Source organism: Brachyspira murdochii DSM 12563, assembly GCF_000092845.1.
Classification (GTDB): Bacteria; Spirochaetota; Brachyspiria; order Brachyspirales; family Brachyspiraceae; genus Brachyspira; species Brachyspira murdochii.
Genome location: NC_014150.1, coordinates 953,836 through 974,917, shown reverse-complemented (window position 1 = coordinate 974,917; position 21,082 = coordinate 953,836). Strand labels below are relative to the sequence as shown.

Here is a 21,082-nt window from a genome sequence, read left to right as displayed (position 1 = left end):
AATGATGAGAATAAAAAAAATAATAGCTACTATAGCTTTATTATCTTTTACATGGTCAGTTTTGCCAGCACAAACTTATGAAGATGCTGCAAGAATTACAGAAGAGGCTGACACACTTCAAAATGAAGGACAATATCAGCAGTCTTATGATAAATCTCAGGAGGCTTCTGTTAGTATAGATAAAGCTACTATGGCATTATTCTACAGACTTATGAATGTTAGAATAAGTAAAACTAGAAGTGATGCTGATAAAGCTATTACTGAAATAAATCAAATGGGTGCTTCTAGTGATAATCAATTCAAGACAACTTATGAAGAAGCTGTTAAATATTTTGAAGAAGGAAATGCCAGCGTAGGAAGCATTCCAGCTCCTGATGCTACTGCTCAAACTGATGAAGAGTTTATCGCTGCTTCAAATACTTTTACAACTGTTTTAAACTCTTACAGCAATGCTTTATCATCAGCTAATACTGTTAAAGAAGGTTATTTAGGCAGAGAAAGAGATACTGCTTCAAAAACTATAGCCGATGCAAGAGCTAAATATAATGCTGCTTTGGGTAAAAGTATAAAAGCAGGTGATAATAATGATAAAACTGTATCTGGTGCTTTGGCTCAAGCTGATGAGGCTTTAAAATCTGATAATTTTGCAAGCGTACAGCAAAATGTTGCTGCTGCTCTTGCTGGAATAACTAAAGCAGAAGCAGATGCTAAAGCTGCTGCTGAAAGAGCTGCCGCTGCTGCTAAAGCAAAAGCAGAAGCAGAGGCCAAAGCAAAAGCTGCTGCTGAAGCAAAAGCTAAGGCAGAAGCTGAAGCTAAGAGAAAAGCTGAAGAAGCTAAAGCAAAAGCTGCTGCTGAGGCTAAGGCAAAAGCAGAGGCTGAAGCAAAAGCTAAGGCAGAAGCTGAAGCTAAGAAAAAAGCTGAAGAAGAAGCTAGACAAAAAGCAGAACAGGAAGCACTTGCTAAAGAACAGGCAGATGCAATTGCTAAGGCTAAGCAAGATATTGCCAATGCTCAAGAAAAATACGACAGTCTTGTTAATGACAATACTATAACCAGAGGAAATGAAGTTGATCAAAATATATCTGCTCTTTTAGCTGATGCTAATAATATTGTTGAAACTGATCCTGCTGCTGCAAGTGAAAAAGCATTAGAAGCTTCTAAAGCTATGGACGATTTAATTAATGAACGTGATAATACTATAGCAAGAGAAGAAAATCAAAGACAGTTAGATGAAATTAAAGCAAGATATCAAGAGCTTGTTGATCAAGGTTATATAATACCAGATAGCGAAGAAGATCAAAATCTTTCCCAAGTTATTAAGGATGCTGAAGATGCATTAGCTAATAATGATAATACTTTAGCAAGACAAAAACTTGAAGAAGCTAATAATTCTATGAACGCTATATATGAAATGGGACCAAAAAGACCTGTTGACGGCGATTTAGTAGAAGGAGACGGCGATGGTGAAAGAGGTCAGATAATCGATGCAACTACTGGTCAAACTGTTAATACTGAAGGTAAAGTTACTGTACTTCCTATGTATTATACAGTTGTACAAAGAACTCCTTTAACTGATGCTTTATGGAGAATAGCTGGATACTCTTTCATATATAATGACCCTATACAATGGTATAGATTATACCAAGCTAATAGAAATATATTAAGAGATCCTAATAACCCAGATTTAATACTTCCGGGACAAGTTTTAACTATACCTAGTATGAATGGAGAAGAAAGATCTGGTACTTATGATCCTAATATGGAATATATTACTTATGATGAAGCTATGATATTGAGAAATCAGCAGCAAAACAATACTGCTACAGAAGAAGCTAACACAGCTACTGATACAGAAGCAGCTCAAACAAATAACTAAAAGTTATTAAAAAATAAATAGCCATGTATGAATCATATTCATGCATGGCTTTTTTATGTTTATATGATTTTATTAATATTGGAATTAATATTCTTTTATTAATAAATTTATCTTTTTATTTTTCAAAAGGGTATTTTATTTTCCAACTTCTTCTTAAAGTATCCATTATATTCATCACTCTCAAAATATCCTCATGCGGCATTTCTTTGCATTCTAGTCTGCCGTTATTAATTGCATCAACGCATGAAAGTATCTGATATTCATATCCTGTTATTTGTTTTGGTACTTTAATAGTTTTTACAACTTTTCTGTCAAGAGAATAAACTGTTATACTTTCTGGGTTATTAATATTTTTTATCACCATATAGCCTTTATCTCCATTTATAACTCCTTCTCTGTTGGTTAATGCAGACATTGTAGAGTTTAATACAGCCATTTTTCCATCTTCAAAGGTTAATGTAATAGAGTTTTGTTCATCTACTCCTTTTTTAGTCTTTACACAGCAGGAATCTATTTTAGATATTTTATTTCCGAATACCATTAAAGCAAAATTGATAGTATAAACACCTACATCAAGCAAAGCTCCTCCTGCTAATTCTGGTTCTATTAATCTAGGAACTTTATTTATAACATACCCTAAGTTGGCAGTTAATGAACTTACTTTTCCTATAATACCGCTTTTTATAGTGTCATTTATTATTTGTCTGCTAGGCATATATCTTGTCCATATAGCCTCTGCAAGCAAAAGTTTTTTCTTTTTAGCTAGTATCAATACTTCTCTCGCTTGTTTGGTATTAACAGTAAATGCTTTTTCACATATTACATTTTTATTATTGTTTAAGCATAGTTTTATATGTTCATAATGATGCGAATGCGGTGTTGCTATATAAACTAAATCAATTTTTTCATCTTTTAACATCTCTTCATAAGAGCCGTAAAACTTTTTAAATCCATATTTTTTAGCAAAAGCCTTGCTTCTTTTTAAATCTCTAGCACTTACAGCATATGATTCTACTTCTTTTATTTTAGATATAGTTTTTGCCATAGTTTCTGCTATATTTCCAGCTCCTATAAAACCTATATTTATTTTTTTCATTTTAGTTACCCCTTATTTTAGTTATTTTATTAATAAAATAATATTAGAATTTTATTTATTGTCAATATAATAAAAACTTATATACTTGAATTTTTATATATTTATAATATAGTATAAAACATTATGGAAAAGAATATAAACGAAACAAATCAAGAAAATAAAGAAAACAGCAATAAAGAAAATAATGCTGATGTATTGAATAATAAAGAAGCAGAAAATAATAAGCCTGATTATAAAGAGTTTACAGTTTCATTATCGAGTATAGATTATGAAGGACCTTTATCTATACTTTTTGATATGCTTAAAAGAAGTGAAAAGAATATATATGAAGTTTCTATTTTGGAAATTATAGATCAGTTTGTTGAATATTTAAAAGCTCAGGCAGCATTGAATCTTGATTCTACAGGGGATTTTTTGGTAGTTGCTTCTGAATTTCATCTATATAAATCAAAAATGCTTTTACCGCATGATATAGATGATGATAAGTTTACAGACAGATTAAAATTTGAAATAGTAGAGCAGATGCTTGAGTTTCAGAGATATAAAATGGTTTCTGAAGAGCTTGACAGGCTTCAGGAGGCTTCGGATTCTATATTTGAACGTAAAGATACAGAGAGAGTAAAATTTTTTAATAATATTAATTCTTTAGATGATAATGAAGTTGCTTGGAAAGATGTTACACTTTATGATTTGGTGTATGCTTTTACAAAGGTTCAGTTTGTGCCTGAAACAGATTTGGCAGTTCTCTCTGGAATGTCCAATTTCCATATAGATAATGCTATTGATATGATAAGGATAAAATTATCAGAAACAGCTTTTTTCCCTTTTATAGTATTATTTAAAGATGGAGTTACAAAGAGACAGCTTGTTACATTCTTTTTGGCTATGCTTGAACTTGTTAAAGAAAAAGAAATTCTCCTTAAACAAGAGATGAGATTTAAAGAGATATATGTATTTAAAAGAGATGAGCGTTTTATATCTAAAGAAAATAGTGATAGTGAAGAAGAAAGTGATAATGCAGAAGAAGTTTCTAATGATAAAGAGGAAAGTACATCAGAAGACAGTACAAATATAGAAAGTAATTCTTCAGAAGAAAATAATAAAAATACTTCAGATAATCAAAATTAATAAATAAGTTATGAGTAAATATAAACCAAAGAATAAAATAGAATTAAGAAGTTTAATAGAAAACAATAATATTTATTTAGGCGATATTGATACTTCTTTAATAACTGATATGTCATATTTATTTAGGAAAACTAATAGAAAAGAATATTCAGGCATAGAGAATTGGAATACAGAAAATGTTATTAATATGGAATCTATGTTTGCAGGTTTAAGTCAATTTAATGAGACTTTATATAAATGGGATACTTCAAAAGTGAATAATATGACAGGAATGTTTTTTTGTTGTAAGGAATTTAATCAGGATATTAATAGTTGGAATGTATCTAATGTTACAAATATGGCTAATATGTTCTGTTTATGTGAAAAGTTTAATCAGCCTTTAGATAAATGGAATGTTTCTAATGTTGAAAATATGACTGGTATGTTTGCTGGTGCTTATAATTTTAATAAGTCTTTAAATGATTGGGATATTTATAATGTGAAGTATATGCTTTCTATGTTTAATGGGGCAGGAAGTTTTAACAAGCCTTTAAATAAATGGAACACTAGAAAATTGGAAAATATGTCTACTATGTTTTATAATGCTGTAATGTTTAATCAGGATTTATCAGATTGGAATTTAGATAATGTATCAGATTTGGATTTTGCATTTGAGGAAACAACATTAAAAAATAATAATAAAATACCTATACAATTTATAGTTGCTGAATATGTAACAGCAAAGAATAAATCATTAAAGATTACACAATTTGAAATGATAAAAAATAATGTAAAAGAGGCATATAAAAGCATTATTAACTATGATAATAAAATATATGCTGATTTTAGAATAATGCTTGAAAATGAATTTTATAGAGAATTAACAGACTTAAAAACGAATAATAATGAAGTATTAAATTTTAGTAATATAGAAGATATAGAAAATTTTGTGAATTATGATAAGAAAAATAATACAAAATTAAAGTTCATTGATGATATAATAAAAGAAAAAGAAATAAAAGTCTTTAGTAAAGATAAATCAAAAATTATAGACATAAAAATAATAAAGTATATTTATTTAGAATATTTTAATTTAAAAAAGTATATTTATAAAATACAAAGTCTTGATAATATAATAAATTTTCTTGATAAGGAAAGTTTTAAAAACTGCATAAGAGAAATATATATTAATTCAAAAAAAGATGTTTCTGTTTTAGTTTGCGGTGTATATGCTGATGATAATATTTTAATTGAAATGTATAATAGAGAAAATAGTTCTATATTATTTATGAAGATTTTAGCATTACATACAGACAGTAAATTTGCTTTAAGTTTATTATATAATGTTTTTGCTAGACATAGAAAAGCTTCAATTAAAAAAGAGGCTGTTAACCTATTAAACTCTATTGCTGAAAAAATGAATTTAGAATTATATGAATTAGGTTTCAAATTGGTATATGATTTTGGATTTGATAAAAAGGGAGAGAAAATTATAGAAGTGAATGATAATAAATATAAAATATCCCTTAAAAATAATAATGTAGTAGAATTGTTTGATATTAATCATAAAAAACAATTAAAATCAATACCAAAACACTTTCCAGAAAATATAAAAGAAGAGATAAAGTATATTAGAAAAGAGATTCCAAATATACTAAAGAGCCAGAATTATAATTTGATAAAAATTTTAATAAGTGGTAAAAAATATAATTATAATTTTTGGAAAGAGATTTTTATTGATAATCCTATAATGAATAAATATGCTGTTAGTTTGATATGGAATTTATATGATAAAAATATGAATTTTAAAACTTCTTTTAGATATTTAGGAGATAATAGTTATACAGACTTAAATGATAATTATGTTATCATAAATGAAAATTGTTATATTAGTTTATGCAGTGTATTTGATTTAAGTAAAGAAGATATAACAAAATGGAAAATACATTTAAATGATTATGATATATCACAGCCTATAAATCAGTTTCCAATTTTTAATATGGACATTTATAATTTAGAAAAAGAAATAGATAAACTTCAAAATATGGAAATAATTTATTCAAGTTTAAAGGCATTTGCAGGCAGATATTCTATGAATGTTATTTATGAATATTCAGAGAGTATTTTTTGTTTTGAAGATTTTAAAAAAGATAAATTTACTATAAAGATTAAATTTGACGAATATGTTAATAATGGAGATATTGTTAAAATTAATATATCATTTTACAATAGAGAAAATAAAACAGCTGATAATAGATTTATATATTATTGGCTTGTTTTAATGATAAGTGATTTTAAAAAAGAAGAACTTTTTTATTAAATATTAGGATTTTAATTGTGTATAAACCAAAAAATAAAATTGAATTGAGAAGTTTAATAGAAAATAGTAATATATATTTGGGCGATATTGATACTTCTTTAATAACTGATATGTCTATGCTTTTTGATAAGCCTAATTTTGCATGTTTTGAGGGTTCTTACAGTGAATATGAGAGTTACAATGTAAGGTCTGATTTTTCAGGTATAGAGAAATGGGATACTTCTAATGTTATAACAATGAAATCTATGTTTCATAATGTAAAAAATTTCAATATAAATATTAATGATTGGAATGTTTCTAAAGTTGCTGATATGAGTTATATGTTTTATGGAGCTAGTAGTTTCAATATGCCTTTGTATAAATGGGATATAAGCAATGTAGAAAATATGTGCAGTATGTTTGAGAATGCTGTTAGTTTTAATCAGGATTTAGATGCTTGGAAAGTGAGAGAAGATACTTATACAAAAGATATGTTTATAAATACAAATTTAACTGAAAGTCCTAAATGGTACATATAAGTTTTTATTATTAAATTATAAAAATACAAAAATTATGAGGGTTTATGAATGACAAATTTATTATATAGTATATTGCATAGTGAATATTTTGTATTGATTGTTTTTCTTATTATTTTAATTATTATTTTTAAATATTTAATGAAAAATAAATACTGTCCTTATTTTTATATAAAGGATATAACTTTTACTATACTTAAAGACAATATTAATAATATATATATTTACTGTAGTAGATTTGAAAATATCGATGAGGGCATTCATTATTTGTATATGGGCAAAATATTTATAAATAATTTTAATTTTTTTGGTATTTATGAGATTGCAGGAAACAGTAAAAAGATTGAAGTTTTTGATTATGATACTGAAGACTTTATAACTTTAAACAAAATAAATATTGCAGAAATAAATTTAAAAAATAATAGTCTTTCAAAAATTGAATATGATATGTATATTAATGGTAAAAAAATAGAAGGTATTTTTGAAATAATTAATAAACCTAAAATAAATATAAAAAAATTTCATATATGCGGATTTAAATATTTAAAAACTAAGGGATTAACTGTAACAATTCTTAATCATTTATTTAATTTCTATTATCCATTTATAGATAATAAAGAAAAAATAAACTTTGATATTAATGGCGAATATAATTTTTCAGAAGATTTCAAATTTAAAAAAGAAAAAGAGCTTTCAGATGAAGTTAGTTCATTTTTAAAACAATTTTCTGTTTATGAACTAAAAAAGTATTTTCTTAAACTTAAAGATTTATATGCATTTAATATATTATATTTAGATGAAAAAACTATTTGCATATATAAAAGAATTACTCAAGTAGAAGAAGATAAAAAACTTACAATTAATAATATTTCTCTTATTTATGATTTGAATAGTCAAAAATTAATAAGCTCTTATTTTAAAGACTTAGTAAATAATTCTGATAATTTATTAAAAATATATAATGCCCCCAATAGTTTTTATAATGATAATTTAATATTTCTTATAACAGATATGGGTATTGTAGTTATGTCTGATAATGGATATGAAAAAATATTTATTTCTTTAGATGATTTAAAAGACCATATAAATAAAGAGCATTATTTGGCTTATTTATTTAATTAATTTTTTATATTATTGTTTTTTTTCATTAATTGATTTATTATTAACATAATTATAATTACTCTTTATTTAAGGAAAATATTTTGAGAACAATAAGACTTGATATAGAAACCAGAGAAAAATCTTTTTTATCTAAAGCCGCAGCGTTTTCATCTGAAAGCAAAGGAACAGTATACCCGAGAGAAAAAGATGATATAAGAACAATTTATATGCAAGACAGAGACAGAATAGTACATAGTGAATATTTTAGACGTCTTAAAGATAAAGCACAGGTTATAATGCTTTCGGTAGGCGATTTTAGAACTAGGCTTACACATACACTTGAAGTTATGCAGATAGCAAGAAGCATAGCAAGGGCATTAAGACTTAATGAAGATTTAACAGAAGCTATTGCATTTGGTCATGATTTGGGACATTCTCCTTTCGGACATGCAGGTGAGAAGGCTATATCAAAATATTTCAAAGGTTTTCATCATTCTTCTCATTCTTTAAGAGTAGTTGAGCATTTAGAAAAAGGCAAGGGGCTTAATTTAAGTTTTGAGGTAAGAGATGGAATTATAAAGCATACAAAAGGAAAAAATGGAAAACTTATTGCAGATTCTTCTGGTCCTTCTACAAATGAAGGTATGATTGTAAGGATATCAGATACTATAGCATATGCCAATCATGATGTTGATGATGCTATTAGATACGGACTTCTTAAATATGAGGATTTGCCTAAAGATATTATCAAAATATTAGGCACTACATACGGAGAGAGAGCTGATACTATGATTATGGGTGTAATAGAAGCAAGCATGGAGAAAATGGAAATAGATATTGATGAGAAAGTTTTAAAGGCTATTAATGATTTGAGGGCTTTTATGTTTAAAACTGTCTATGAAAGCAAGGCTATACTTGAAGATGTAGAGAGAGTTAATAGAATTATATCTACTATATTTGAATATTTATTAAAACATAAAGAAATAATAGAAGAAGACAATTTATTTAAAAAAGCTGATATTCCTTATAAAAGCGATGAAGAACTTGTTAAAGATTATGTAGCACATCTTACTGATTCGGAGGCTATAAGTTTACATAAAAAAATTACTTACGGAAAACTTAATTATATTTAAATAAAGCAATAATTAAAATAAAAACAATCTATGATTATTTTATTATTAAGGAATTATAAATGATTAAATTTGTTTTAGTTGGTGCAGGAAGTGCACAGTTCGGATGCGATATGCTTGGAGATATTTTCTCTACTAAATCATTAGAAGGCTCTCATATAACATTGCTTGATATTAATCCTGATGCTTTAAAAAAAGTATATGATTATGTTAAAGTTTTTATAGAAGCAAATAAATTAAATTTTACTGTTGATGCCTCTACAGAAAGAAAAGAAGCTTTTAAGAATGCTGATTTTATCATAAGTTCTATAGAAGTGGGAGACCGATTTCAATTATGGGATCAGGATTGGAAAATACCTATGCAGTATGGTATTCATCAAGTTTATGGAGAAAATGGAGGAGCTGGAGGAGTATTTCACTCTTTAAGAATTATACCCTCTGTGCTTGATATAGTAAAAGATGCTATTGATATATGTCCTAATGCCTATATATTTAATTTTTCTAATCCTATGACTGCTATATGTACTGCTGTAAAAAGAGCCTATCCAGATGCCAAGTTTATAGGTATGTGCCATGAAATAGGCTGGCTTCATAAATGGCTTCCAAAAATTCTTAGAATGAATTATGAAGATTTTGAAATTAAAGCTGGAGGATTAAATCATTTCAGCTGTTTATTAGAAATAAAAGATAAAAAAACGGGAAAAGATTTATATCCTGATGTATTAAAAAATGCCTATGGATATTTTGAACATGAGGTAGGATATAGTGATTTATTAAAATATGCTAAAGAAAATAACAGCTTTTCAAAAACAGAAAACTTTGATCATTCAATAGAAGAGAAACTTAAAGGCGAGTTTATATGGGCAGATAGAAGACTTTTAAAAGTAATATTAGATAATTATAAACTTTTACCTATAACAGTAGACAGTCATTTTGGTGAGTATATAGCTTGGGCTTGGGACGTTTCAGATCATAGAGGTATATTAGACTTTTATGAATTATATAGAACTGTTCTTTCTAAAGCTGAGCCTAAAATAGAACTGACGGTAAAAGAAAGAGCTTCAAGTATAATTGATGCTATAGTTACAGGCAATAGTTATACAGAAGAGGCTGTAAATATTTTAAATGAGGGATTAATAGAAGATTTGCCTAATTGGATAGCTGTAGAAGTGCCTGCTGTTATTAGTAAAAATAAAGTTGAAGGGGTAAAGCTTAATAATGTACCTAAAGGATTTTTATCGCTTTTAAGAAATTATGTAAGTGTGTATGATTTAACTGCTGAAGCTGCTATACATAAAAAAAGAGAATATGCTGTGCAGGCTATACTTGCAAATCCTGTTGTTAATGTATGCAAAAATACTGAAGATATGATTGATACTATGATATCCTGTCAGAAACCTTATTTGGATTATTTAAAATAATTTTTTATAATTAAATATTAAAAAAAGTTAATTAAAGTTATAAAGCCTTATAATAAATATTATTATAGGGCTTTACTTTTTATGTTAAAAAAATTAAAATATTTATAATATAAAAAATAACAAAATAAAAGTTAATAATTATGGATATATTTTTTGAAGAGTATGTAAAAATAAATGATATAGAAGAATATTTTATACATTATCCTAAAAAATCAAATACGTCATTAATATTTCTGCATGGCGGACCTGGTGAAAGCGAGGCTTATTTTTTATATAAAATGCATTCAAAAAGTCAAAATTATAATTTAGTGTATTATGATCAAAGAGGGGCTGGAAAAACTCAGTTAAAAAATAAATCCAAAGAAAATGATCTAACAATAGAAAAATTATTATTAGATTTGAAAGAAACTATTAATTATGTAAAAGAAAAATATAAATCAAAGTATATTATTTTACTTGGGCATTCTTTTGGAAGTGTATTAGGTATTGAGTTTATAAAGAAATATCCTAATGCAGTTTCTGCATATATTGGAATGGGGCAGGTTGTTAATTTTAGAGTAGGGGAGAAAACTGGATTTGATTATTGTTTTGATTTAGTAAAAAAAAATGAAAGTAAAAAATATATTGAAAAAATGTGTAAGTTAAAAAATTATCCTTTTAATATAAATAAGAATAACGTTTTTGATTTGTTTAAGAGTTTTAGAGAAGTGCAGGCTGAATATAAATTGGCTGGATATTATGAAGGAGAAGATAAATTAAAAAAGATTATAAAACAAAGTCCTATATATTCTTTTAAAGATATGTTTAATTTTAGTCCATTAACATTAAACAAAAATATAATATATTATTTATTAGATTATGATACAAGTAAATTTACTAATTTTAATATACCAATATTTTTTATATGCGGAAAAAATGATTGGCAGGTACCCACTGTAACAGTGCAGGAGTATTATAAACAGATAAAAGCCCCAGATAAAGATATATTTATAATAGAAAATGCAGGACATCTTCTTAATATAGAAAATACATATGAATATAATATTACTGTAGAAGGAATATGCAGCAGAATTAGCGGGCAGTAAATATTTATTTTACTGATTCAGCATTTAATATTTTGTAGCCTAATTTTTTTGACTCTTCTAAATAATGATTGCTTTTTTCTGTATACTCTTTCATCTTTTCTGCTGTAATTGTTGTAAGTTTTGAATATTCATCATAAACTAATGATAAATAATAATAGCTTTCTGCAAGTACAGACTTTGATTTATTGTTTTTTATAGACTGTAAAAAATTATATTCAGATTCTTTTAAATCTTTTACCTGTTTATCTATTTTATATTTATAAAGAGATGCTACTCCTTTATTATTTAAAAGATAAAAATTATTCTTTTCAATATTAAGTCCGTATTCTATGTCTTTTTGTGCATTATCCAAACTTTTAATATCATTATTTATTTTATAGTCTATTAAATATAGCCAGCCTCTGTTTATATATATTGAAGTGTTATCTTTATCAATATTTAATGCCTTATTATAATTATCTAATGACATATTAAAATATTTTTTATCGCTTGTGTTTTTATATTTTTCATTATAAAGATCAGAGTATATAAGCAGTGTGCTTAAATCATCTGTATTATTATTATCTTCAACTGCTCTGTTATAATCATTTAATGCAAGGGTAAAATAATTTTCATCGGCTGTATAGTGATATTTTTTTGTATATAGAACGGATCTGTCCTTTAATACATCAATATTGCTCTCTTCGTTAAAATTATTAATATCTATAATTCTATTATAATCTTTCAAAGCGGCATTAAAATATTTGTCATCTGAAGTTTCCTGATATTTTTTACTGAATATTAATGCCCTGCTTTTTAATACGGCTGTATTATTATCGTTTGAGTTTAGTATCCTTGTATATATACTTATAGCATTATCATCATTTCCATTTTCAACTTCTTTTATAGCCATAAGTGATAATTCATTAATATCAAGATTCTCTTCAGTGTTTTTATTCTTTTTTACAACATTCCAAAAAACATTGTCTCCTTTTTTATTGTATTTATAATAATCATTTTTTAATACAAGTTTATCACCGTCATAATTTGTATTAATAATTTTGTTATCATTATTGTCAGAAATTCCTTCAGAATAAATTTCCTTATTTTCTTTGCTGTTTTCTTCATTGTCAGGATTTTTTATATCATTTATTTTTATATCATCATCTTCTTTGTTATCAGAACTTCCCCTAAATAATAATGTTCCTATTATAATTGTTGCTAATGCTGAAATAAAAACAATAACAACAGTTCTTGTATCCAAACTGTTTATAAATTGATTATTATCAAAAAACGAATTAAAACTATTAATATGGGGTGCTATATATTCATCATATTTTATATTCATTAGATAATCTAAGTTCTTTTTTATATTATTTCTGTTTAGAATATCATTTTTATTACTTATTACTGTATTTGTAGAAAAATTATTGTTTATATTTGAGTAGGTATTATTTTGTGATACATTATTTGAATTGTATATCCACAAACATATTCCAGCTATTATGACAGCTATGAATAGTATTATTGTTAACATAACACCATTTGAAGCGGGCTTTTCATTTGCATATTCATAATTTTCATCATTTTTTATAAAATTATGCTCTTGTTCCATGCAAAAATCCCGATATTAGTAGGTTATTTATCGGATTGATTTTTATAAAAAAAAATAAATATGATAACTAAATTAAGAATTTTTTTGAATTTAAATATTCTCGTTATATTTTTCAATTAGATTAATAATTTTTTATTAAAGTATTATATTTATTCTAAATATTTTTATCATTTTTATAATATTTGTATCTGTTTTCTCTATAGCGTATTGATACATCTTTATCAAATATTCTAAATCTTATATAATTGTATTTATATTTTATTTTGCTGTAATACTCTTTAATAGTATTTGACTCTATAAAAATAATAAACTCTCTGGAAAAATATTTATTATAGTCTTCTTTATGTATATTTTTTATAACCTTATTTAAAGTATTTTTTATAATATCAAAAACTTTTCTTTCATCTTCTACTTTAAAGTTTTTTGTTCTAAAAGCTAAAAATGCTTCTCCTTCTATATATTTAGCAAAAGACAATGACTTACTTTCCCAGAAATTATATTTAGTATAGAAATTTTCTAATAATTCAAACCACTTTGGTATAGCATTAACCAAGATAGAAGGTTCTTTTACAGCCCTTTGAGAATCCTGTCCTGCTCTTTTTACATAATGATAATTAGTGCTGTATTCAAAACTAACATTTTTTGTATACATTAAAAGTTCATGCGAAAATATACCGTCTTCTCCGGGCTGTACATTTAAAGGATATCTTAAATATTTATAATTATCCAATATTGTTTTTTTTATAAACATTGACCATGTAGGAAGTGCTAAATGATAATCTTTATTTACTCTTTTGTCCAAGTTCCAAAAAGTGCTTAATACTACTAAATCACTGTTATTTTTTTTAGCATTATTATAAAAAACTTCAATAAAATCATTATCTATATAGTCATCACTATCCATACAAAATATATATTCGCCGCTTGATTTTTCTATACCGTCATTTCTTGCAGCAGATACACCTGCATTTTTTTTATCTATTATTATTATTCTTTTATCTTTAGAAGCATATTCTTTTAATATTTCAAGAGAATTATCAGTAGAACCGTCATTGATACATATTATTTCCAAATCTTTATAGGTTTGATTAATAATGCTTTCTAAACAAGTTTTCAAATAATTTGAAACATTATAAACAGGTATTATTATACTAACCATATTTTACAGCTTTTCTATATCCTCTAAACTCAGTCCAGTTATTTTTGCTATTTCTTTATTATCCATATTCATATTTTTAAGTTTTAATGCTATGCTTTTTGCCTTATTTATTTCGCCCTGTTCTATACCCTGTTCTATACCTTCTTTTATACCTTCTTCTATTCCTAATCTTCTCTCTTCATCAAGCATTATTTGATTACCATATAAATAAGCCTCTTTTTTCTCATATTCCATCATCATCAATCTGCTTTTTACAAAATTATTGTATTTTTTCTGCACCTCTTCCATTATAGGTTTTTCTTTTACTATTTCAGACATAGACGCCTCCAAATTTTTACTTGTGAATATTTTGAGCCAATAATTTAAATCTTTAGATAAAGAATTTTTCTTGAACTTTTTTAACTCTATTATATGTATTTGCAAATGATCAGTTAATAACTTTTTATTATTCATTTCATAAAGCATATAACAGGAATGTATATTCTTTGTTTTATCTAAATTGAAATTAAGAAGATTGATACTTATTACTGGAGTTAATTCATCGTATCTTTCTCCATGTTTTAATAATTTACTGTAATTAGCAGCCCAGTAATAAAGTATACGTTCTGGAAATCTTGAATTGCCTTGAAGCTGAATTTCTATAATAACAACAGATCCATTTTGAGTAATACACTTAACATCAACTATTGTCTCTTTCAAATTCTTGTTCTTCTTAAAGTTAAAAGGTGTTAGTATCTCCACAGAACGAAAAGTCTTCATATTAGCATTAATCATTATAGAATTGATAAAGTCCAAAAGTATAGTTTCACTGCTTCCTTTGTCAGTAAATAGATATCTTATAAAATAATCATTCAAAGGATTAAAATATTTTATTTGTTTAGTATTTAATTTCTTTTTCATAAATATATTATACTAAAATAAGAATAAATTGTCAAAGTTTGCTTAACTAATTTAAAAATTCTAAAGTATAATTTTTATACAAAAAAAGAGATGCTTTATAAAAAACATCTCTATTAAAGAAAATATTATAAAACTCAAACAATCAATTAATTTTTTTCATTAATATAAGAAAGCAGACTCTCGTACTGAGCTTTCATATTAGCAGGAACTTTAGGGTCATCAATCAATTTTTCTAAGTATTTTTTAGGTTCGTCTTTTTCTCCAGCTAATGCCATAATTACAACTTTATAATAATGAGCCACATAAACTTCTTCTGATTTAGGATAGTTTTTTATTATATTATCAAAATATTCATTTGCTTTTTCATAATCTCTTTTCTGTGCCTTTATAAGACCAAAACCAAGCAAATATTTAGGCATAGCTTCATTAGATATAGCTTTTCTATCCATTAAAACATCATATATTTTTTTTGCCTCTTCTTCATTTCCAGATTCTAAATACAAATCAAGTTTTTCCAAACTAGGCTCTTTACTTGCTAAAACTATATTAATTTTATTTAGCTTTTCTATAGCATTTTTCATGTAAGGTACAAATTTTTCACCTTCAACATATCCGCCTATATTTTCTAATACAAAGCCGTCAGCACTTATAAATAATATCGTAGGAAATCCCTGAACTCCGTATCTCTGAGCTATTTCAGCACCTTCTTCTGAGGTTTCCGGATTTAATTTTACAGATACCATTTTTTTAGCCATATCTATAACTTCTTTATTGGCATAAGTATTTTTATCAAGTTCCTTACACCAAGTACACCAATCAGTATAAACATCTATCATTATAGGAAGGTTTTTTTCTTTTGCTTTTTTCATTGCTGAAGCTAAATCTTTTTCCCATTTTATTTCAGCATTGGCTTTATTGCATGCTACAACAGATAATACAGTTATTAATACAATCAATATTTTTTTATTCATAATTAGACTCCATTTATTAATTTTATTTTAAAGTTTTTTTTTAAAATAATATTATTCGCTTAAATTAAAATAATCTATTAAATTTATATATTGTTCTTTTATATCTTCAGGTGCTTCATTAGTAAGGTTTTCTATATATTTTATTCCTTCATTAGTTTGCCCGTTATTAATTATCATATCGAGTGCTTTATAATAATGTGCTATATAAACTTCCTTTTGATTATTATATTTATCAATGATTTCATTAAAATATCTCATACCGTTTTCATAATCATCATTATCTAAAAGCATAACAGCAATTTTTGACATATATTTAGTTATACTATCCTCAGGTATTTTATTTTCTTTAAATAAAATATCGTACATATCTGAAGACTCTTTAGCATATCCTGAGTCTATATATATATCAAGTTTTTCTATGCTGGGTGTATCATCTTTAAAAGCATTTTTTATATTTTCTTCTTTTTGTTTTATACTGCTCATTTCATTTATTAATTCATCGCTTTCTATATATCCAATTATTCTTTTTATAACAAAACCATCGCTGTTCATAAAAAGCATTGTAGGAAATCCGGGTATATTGTATTTTTTTAATAAAGCATCTCCATTTGATGATTTTTCTGGATTGAATTTTAATGCAATGAAATTTGTTGTATAATCTGATACTTCTTTATTTTTAAAAGTAGTTTTATCCATTTCCTTGCATGCACCGCACCAATCGGTATAAATGTCCATCATAATCGGTTTGTTTTCAGATTTTGATTTTTCTATAGCTTTATCAAAATCATCTTCCCAATTTATTTTACTGTTAGAGCATGATACAAATGTAATAAAACACAGTATTATCAAGTATAATTTATTCATCATGTTTCCTTAAAATATGTTTTAATAATAAAACAATTAAAAATTGTAAAAGTAAACAATAGTTTTCAATTATTATTAAGATACAGATGTAGTTTTAAGCAGATATGCTACATATGCTATATATATAATTAAAAATATTATTCCTTTGACTTTTCCTATACTTTTTCCTTTAATTGTAAATAAAAGAAGCAAAAGCCCAGCAAATACCATAATAGAGAAGTCAATTAAATAATCCTGAGTATTACTTAATATTATACCTCCGAATTTTAATGAGGCTATAGATGATATACCTAAAACTCCTCCAACATTAAATATATTGCTTCCTACTATATTTCCTATAGATATATCAGCTTCTTTCTTTATAGCCGCTATAACACTTGTAACAAGCTCAGGTATGCTGGTTCCTACAGCTACAACTATAAAACCTATTATGTGTTCGCTTAAAAAATTTCTAAATATTCCAGTAACTCCTTTAATAAATACGTCAGAGCCAAATGCAAGTGCTAATATAGCAATTATTATTTTAAATATTGCCCTTGATATAGAATGTGTTTTAGTTGATGATGAAACTTCTTTTTCAAAAGCTGCTAATTCATCTTTATCTTTTGATATTACACTATATAGATAATAAATGTATATGCATAATAAAATTAAAAGTATAATACCTTCTACTATAGATATTTTATCTCCGCTTAATCTTTTTGTCTCTATATTAAAAAGCATTAATCCTAAAGCTATATACATTATGAACATAGAGATCATAGAAACATAATATGATTTCTTTCCAGCAGACATATTCATAAATAAAGCAGAAACTCCAAGTACAAATACCACATTAAATATATTGCTTCCTATAACATTACCCACAGCAATGGCACTTTCTCCCCTCAAAGCACCGAATAAACTTACAAAAAGCTCTGGCATAGATGTACCCATAGCAACCACTGTAAGACCTATAACTATAGGCGGTATTTTTAATCTGTTTGCTACCATAACACTGCCGTCTACAATATATGTTCCGCCCAGATACAATAATAATATACCAACAGCCGTAAAAACTATGTTTAATAAAATATTTTCCATAAATTAATCCGTATTTTTATTTATTATATTATTTATTATTCTCTTCATTTGTTTTGTTATTATCAGAAATTTCATTATTATTTATTTCATTATCTGTTTTTTCTTCACTGTTATTAACTTTATTTTCTGCATTATTGTTTTCTACTTCTTGTTTTTCTGATGAGCTATTGTCAATATTATCTGCTTTATTTTTTTTGCTTAAAGCTGATACAATAAACACTATAATACATATAATTAATATTAATATTACCAATGCAGTTGAAAGCCATAATGGAGATAATACCCATACCCAATTCCAAGTAACTGCTTTAACTAATTTTAATATTACAAATATTATTCCTAAAAAAGCAAAAAAAGCAGCAGCAACATTTAATATAGGAAATTTATTTTCTTTTACTGCTATATCAGTGCTTTCATTATTCTCATTATTTGCCTTGTTTTGATTTTCTGTGCTTTCATTTTTATTATCCTTCGGTTTTTTGAAAAATACTGCATTAAAAGAAATAGAAAATATTATAAGTATTACCTCTAATAATACTATACTTAGCACTGCATACCAATTTAAATCGATCAATACTTTTGAGAGTTTTAATAATACAAGAATTATTATAAAAACGGGCAGAACTCTTAAAGAGAAGTTTGTCAAACTATTGATAAGATGCAAGATTGCCATTGTAAAAACATTTTTTATTTTTCCCATAATTTCATTCCTATAAAAATAATATATTCTAATAATATATTATTTTTATTAAATTTAAACAGTATTTACAGTATTTAATGAATATTTTTTATTATTTTACAGTATAAAAATAACGGCATGAGAAAAAGTATCCCATGCCGCAATTATGAATTTATTTAGGGTTATTCGGATTTTATCTGCATAACTAATACTTTAAATGCCTCTATAGCCTTTAAAGAATGAGGAGCATTGGCTGGAATTATTATTGACTTTTCAGCTGAAACTTCAAATTTTTCTCCGTCAATTGTTATTTCTGCTTTACCCTCAAGTACAGTAACTAAAACATCTCCTGTGCTTGAGTGTGTAGGTATTTCTGATGCTTTATCCGCAGATACTATTTTTATTATTAAACTTTTTCTATCAACTAATGATAATGCTGATATAGAATTAGGTTTTATTTCTGCTAAGTCTTTTAATGCTGTAACTTTTTTATAATCTATATTATCAATAAATTTTTGCATTTATTCTCCTTTTGTAATTATCATTTGGTTTTGTTCATATTATCTAACATTTATATATAAAAATCAGTTGCCATAGCAACAATATATAATTTTTTATAAAATAATTTTAAATTAATATTTATTATTTCAAGAAAAACCTATTAATATACTCATATAAAAATATTGCAAGCACTATAAAAGGAAGTATATAGCTTATATAAAATCTTAACTTACGAGGGAATTTAATACCTTCTCCAGTATTTGCCTCTTTTATAAAATTTTCAAATCCCCAGCCGAAATCTCTTGTACAGAAAAATAATGTTACCAAAGCACCTAAAGGAAGAATATTATTACTTACTATAAAATCAAGCAAATCCATTATAACAGTATTTTCTCCTAAAGGCTTTATATTTGATAATATGTTAAATCCTAATGTTGTAGGAAGACTTAATATAAATAATGATATAAATAAAATAACAGAAGTTTTTTTTCTTGTAAACTTAAATTTATCCATAATAAAAGAATATATATTTTCTAATACCCCTATTATAGTAGTAAGTGCTGCCATAGCTAAGAATAAGAAAAATAAAGCTCCCCATAATCTTCCCAAAGGCATAGAGTTAAATATATTAGGAAGTGTAACAAAAGCAAGCCCCGCACCTTCCCCCGGATTTACATTAAAGGCAAAACAAGCTGGGAAAACTACAAGACCTGCAAATAAAGCCACTATTGTATCTAATGCAATTATTATTAATGCCTCTCCTGTAAGTGATTGTTTTTTGTCTATATAGCTTCCAAATATTGCCATTCCTCCCTGTCCTACACTTAAAGAAAAAAATGCCTGACCAATAGCCGCATAAAAAATTCCTATAAAACCTGTTAAACCGTTTCCAAATAATTTATTTAAATCTGGAACTAAATAAAATTTTAAACCTTCAACAGCACCTTTTAAAGTAAGTGAACGTATTATAAGAAGTATTAAAAGCCCAAATAGAGATATCATCATAAACTTACTTGCCCTCTCAACTCCTTTCTCTAAACCAAAAGAACATATAATAATACCAATAAGAAGGCTAATACCCATCCATAATGTTAAAGTAGGTGCACTCGCTAAAACACTGTTAAAAAAATTTCCTACTTCATTAGCATTAAGATTTTCAAATTTTCCAGAAAGCATAAAATAAAAATATGATAAACACCAGCCGCATATAGTAGTATAAAATAGCATAAGTATAACATTGCCAAGTATCTGTATATATCCTATTTTATGCCAATTATGACCTTTTTTCTCTAATCTTTCAAATGACGTTGCTATATCATGTCCGCCAGCTCTTCCAACAGCGAACTCCATTACCATAGGAGCAACACCCAAAATAATTATAGATATAATGTATAGTATTACAAAAGCTCCTCCTCCGTATTGTCCAGTGATATATGGAAATCTCCAAACATTTCCCATTCCAACAGCACAGCCTGCAGATACAAGTATAAATCCGAATCTGCTTCCTAGTTTTTCTCTTTCTTTCATACTATACACTCCGATTTTTATGAAAATTATACTATATATTATAAATTAATAAAACTTATAAACAAAAATTGTTCTATATTTTTAATAATAAATAATTAATTAGTAAAATAAATAAAAATAATTCATTTTGTAAAAAATATTTTATATACTTAT

General features: G+C 26.0%; 18 protein-coding genes. 8 read left to right on the top strand and 10 right to left on the bottom strand.

The annotated features are described in order from the left end of the window. Nucleotide 1: 1 nt before the first annotated feature. Nucleotides 2-1,876, top strand: coding sequence for a hypothetical protein (locus BMUR_RS04130; protein ID WP_041749978.1), 1,875 nt, complete (start codon nucleotides 2-4; stop codon nucleotides 1,874-1,876). Nucleotides 1,877-1,991: 115 nt separating this feature from the next. On the opposite strand, the gene BMUR_RS04125 is transcribed toward BMUR_RS04130, so the two are convergent. Next, nucleotides 1,992-2,972 carry a Gfo/Idh/MocA family protein gene (locus BMUR_RS04125; protein WP_013113342.1) on the bottom strand — a complete coding sequence of 327 codons (981 nt, stop codon included), beginning with the start codon at nucleotides 2,970-2,972 and terminating at the stop codon, nucleotides 1,992-1,994. 123 nt (nucleotides 2,973-3,095) lie between these two features. On the opposite strand from BMUR_RS04125, the gene BMUR_RS04120 reads away from it, so the two are divergent. From BMUR_RS04120 to BMUR_RS04090, 7 genes are all read left to right on the top strand, one after another. After that, nucleotides 3,096-4,100, top strand: coding sequence for a segregation/condensation protein A (locus BMUR_RS04120; protein WP_013113341.1), 1,005 nt, complete (start codon nucleotides 3,096-3,098; stop codon nucleotides 4,098-4,100). Between the two features lie 10 nt (nucleotides 4,101-4,110). Beyond that, nucleotides 4,111-6,399 carry a BspA family leucine-rich repeat surface protein gene (locus BMUR_RS04115; protein WP_013113340.1) on the top strand — a complete coding sequence of 763 codons (2,289 nt, stop codon included), beginning with the start codon at nucleotides 4,111-4,113 and terminating at the stop codon, nucleotides 6,397-6,399. Nucleotides 6,400-6,416: 17 nt separating this feature from the next. Then, nucleotides 6,417-6,917 (top strand): BspA family leucine-rich repeat surface protein, encoded by a 501-nt coding sequence (locus BMUR_RS04110; RefSeq protein ID WP_013113339.1) that lies wholly within the window; start codon nucleotides 6,417-6,419, stop codon nucleotides 6,915-6,917. 48 nt (nucleotides 6,918-6,965) lie between these two features. Beyond that, on the top strand, nucleotides 6,966-8,036 hold the full coding sequence (locus BMUR_RS04105) for a hypothetical protein (RefSeq protein WP_013113338.1): 1,071 nt from the start codon (nucleotides 6,966-6,968) through the stop codon (nucleotides 8,034-8,036). Nucleotides 8,037-8,116: 80 nt separating this feature from the next. Then, on the top strand, nucleotides 8,117-9,148 hold the full coding sequence (locus tag BMUR_RS04100; protein WP_013113337.1) for a deoxyguanosinetriphosphate triphosphohydrolase: 1,032 nt from the start codon (nucleotides 8,117-8,119) through the stop codon (nucleotides 9,146-9,148). A 59-nt stretch (nucleotides 9,149-9,207) separates the two neighbouring features. Then, entirely contained in the window at nucleotides 9,208-10,566 is a 1,359-nt protein-coding gene (locus BMUR_RS04095) for a family 4 glycosyl hydrolase (RefSeq protein WP_013113336.1), read from the top strand. A gap of 140 nt (nucleotides 10,567-10,706) precedes the next feature. Continuing rightward, nucleotides 10,707-11,651 (top strand): alpha/beta fold hydrolase, encoded by a 945-nt coding sequence (locus BMUR_RS04090; protein ID WP_013113335.1) that lies wholly within the window; start codon nucleotides 10,707-10,709, stop codon nucleotides 11,649-11,651. A gap of 4 nt (nucleotides 11,652-11,655) precedes the next feature. Here the strand turns inward: BMUR_RS04090 and BMUR_RS04085 are convergent, their stop codons facing one another. From BMUR_RS04085 to BMUR_RS04045, 9 genes are all read right to left on the bottom strand, one after another. After that, nucleotides 11,656-13,245, bottom strand: coding sequence for a tetratricopeptide repeat protein (locus BMUR_RS04085; RefSeq protein ID WP_013113334.1), 1,590 nt, complete (start codon nucleotides 13,243-13,245; stop codon nucleotides 11,656-11,658). A 154-nt stretch (nucleotides 13,246-13,399) separates the two neighbouring features. Beyond that, nucleotides 13,400-14,404 carry a glycosyltransferase family 2 protein gene (locus BMUR_RS04080; protein ID WP_013113333.1) on the bottom strand — a complete coding sequence of 335 codons (1,005 nt, stop codon included), beginning with the start codon at nucleotides 14,402-14,404 and terminating at the stop codon, nucleotides 13,400-13,402. Nucleotides 14,405-14,407: 3 nt separating this feature from the next. Continuing rightward, the gene (locus BMUR_RS04075) at nucleotides 14,408-15,304 is read right to left on the bottom strand and encodes an Rpn family recombination-promoting nuclease/putative transposase (RefSeq protein WP_013113332.1); all 897 of its coding nucleotides are present in this window, start codon (nucleotides 15,302-15,304) and stop codon (nucleotides 14,408-14,410) included. 146 nt (nucleotides 15,305-15,450) lie between these two features. Further along, nucleotides 15,451-16,275, bottom strand: coding sequence for a thioredoxin fold domain-containing protein (locus BMUR_RS04070; protein ID WP_013113331.1), 825 nt, complete (start codon nucleotides 16,273-16,275; stop codon nucleotides 15,451-15,453). 51 nt (nucleotides 16,276-16,326) lie between these two features. Beyond that, nucleotides 16,327-17,139, bottom strand: a complete 813-nt coding sequence (locus tag BMUR_RS04065) for a thioredoxin family protein (protein ID WP_013113330.1) — start codon at nucleotides 17,137-17,139, stop codon at nucleotides 16,327-16,329. 75 nt (nucleotides 17,140-17,214) lie between these two features. After that, nucleotides 17,215-18,222 carry a calcium/sodium antiporter gene (locus tag BMUR_RS04060; protein ID WP_013113329.1) on the bottom strand — a complete coding sequence of 336 codons (1,008 nt, stop codon included), beginning with the start codon at nucleotides 18,220-18,222 and terminating at the stop codon, nucleotides 17,215-17,217. 28 nt (nucleotides 18,223-18,250) lie between these two features. After that, complete coding sequence (locus tag BMUR_RS04055; RefSeq protein WP_013113328.1) at nucleotides 18,251-18,922, bottom strand: hypothetical protein; 672 nt, start codon at nucleotides 18,920-18,922, stop codon at nucleotides 18,251-18,253. Nucleotides 18,923-19,083: 161 nt separating this feature from the next. Then, on the bottom strand, nucleotides 19,084-19,422 hold the full coding sequence (locus tag BMUR_RS04050; protein WP_013113327.1) for a cupin domain-containing protein: 339 nt from the start codon (nucleotides 19,420-19,422) through the stop codon (nucleotides 19,084-19,086). Nucleotides 19,423-19,543: 121 nt separating this feature from the next. Beyond that, complete coding sequence (locus BMUR_RS04045; protein ID WP_013113326.1) at nucleotides 19,544-20,929, bottom strand: sodium-dependent transporter; 1,386 nt, start codon at nucleotides 20,927-20,929, stop codon at nucleotides 19,544-19,546. Nucleotides 20,930-21,082 lie beyond the last annotated feature (153 nt).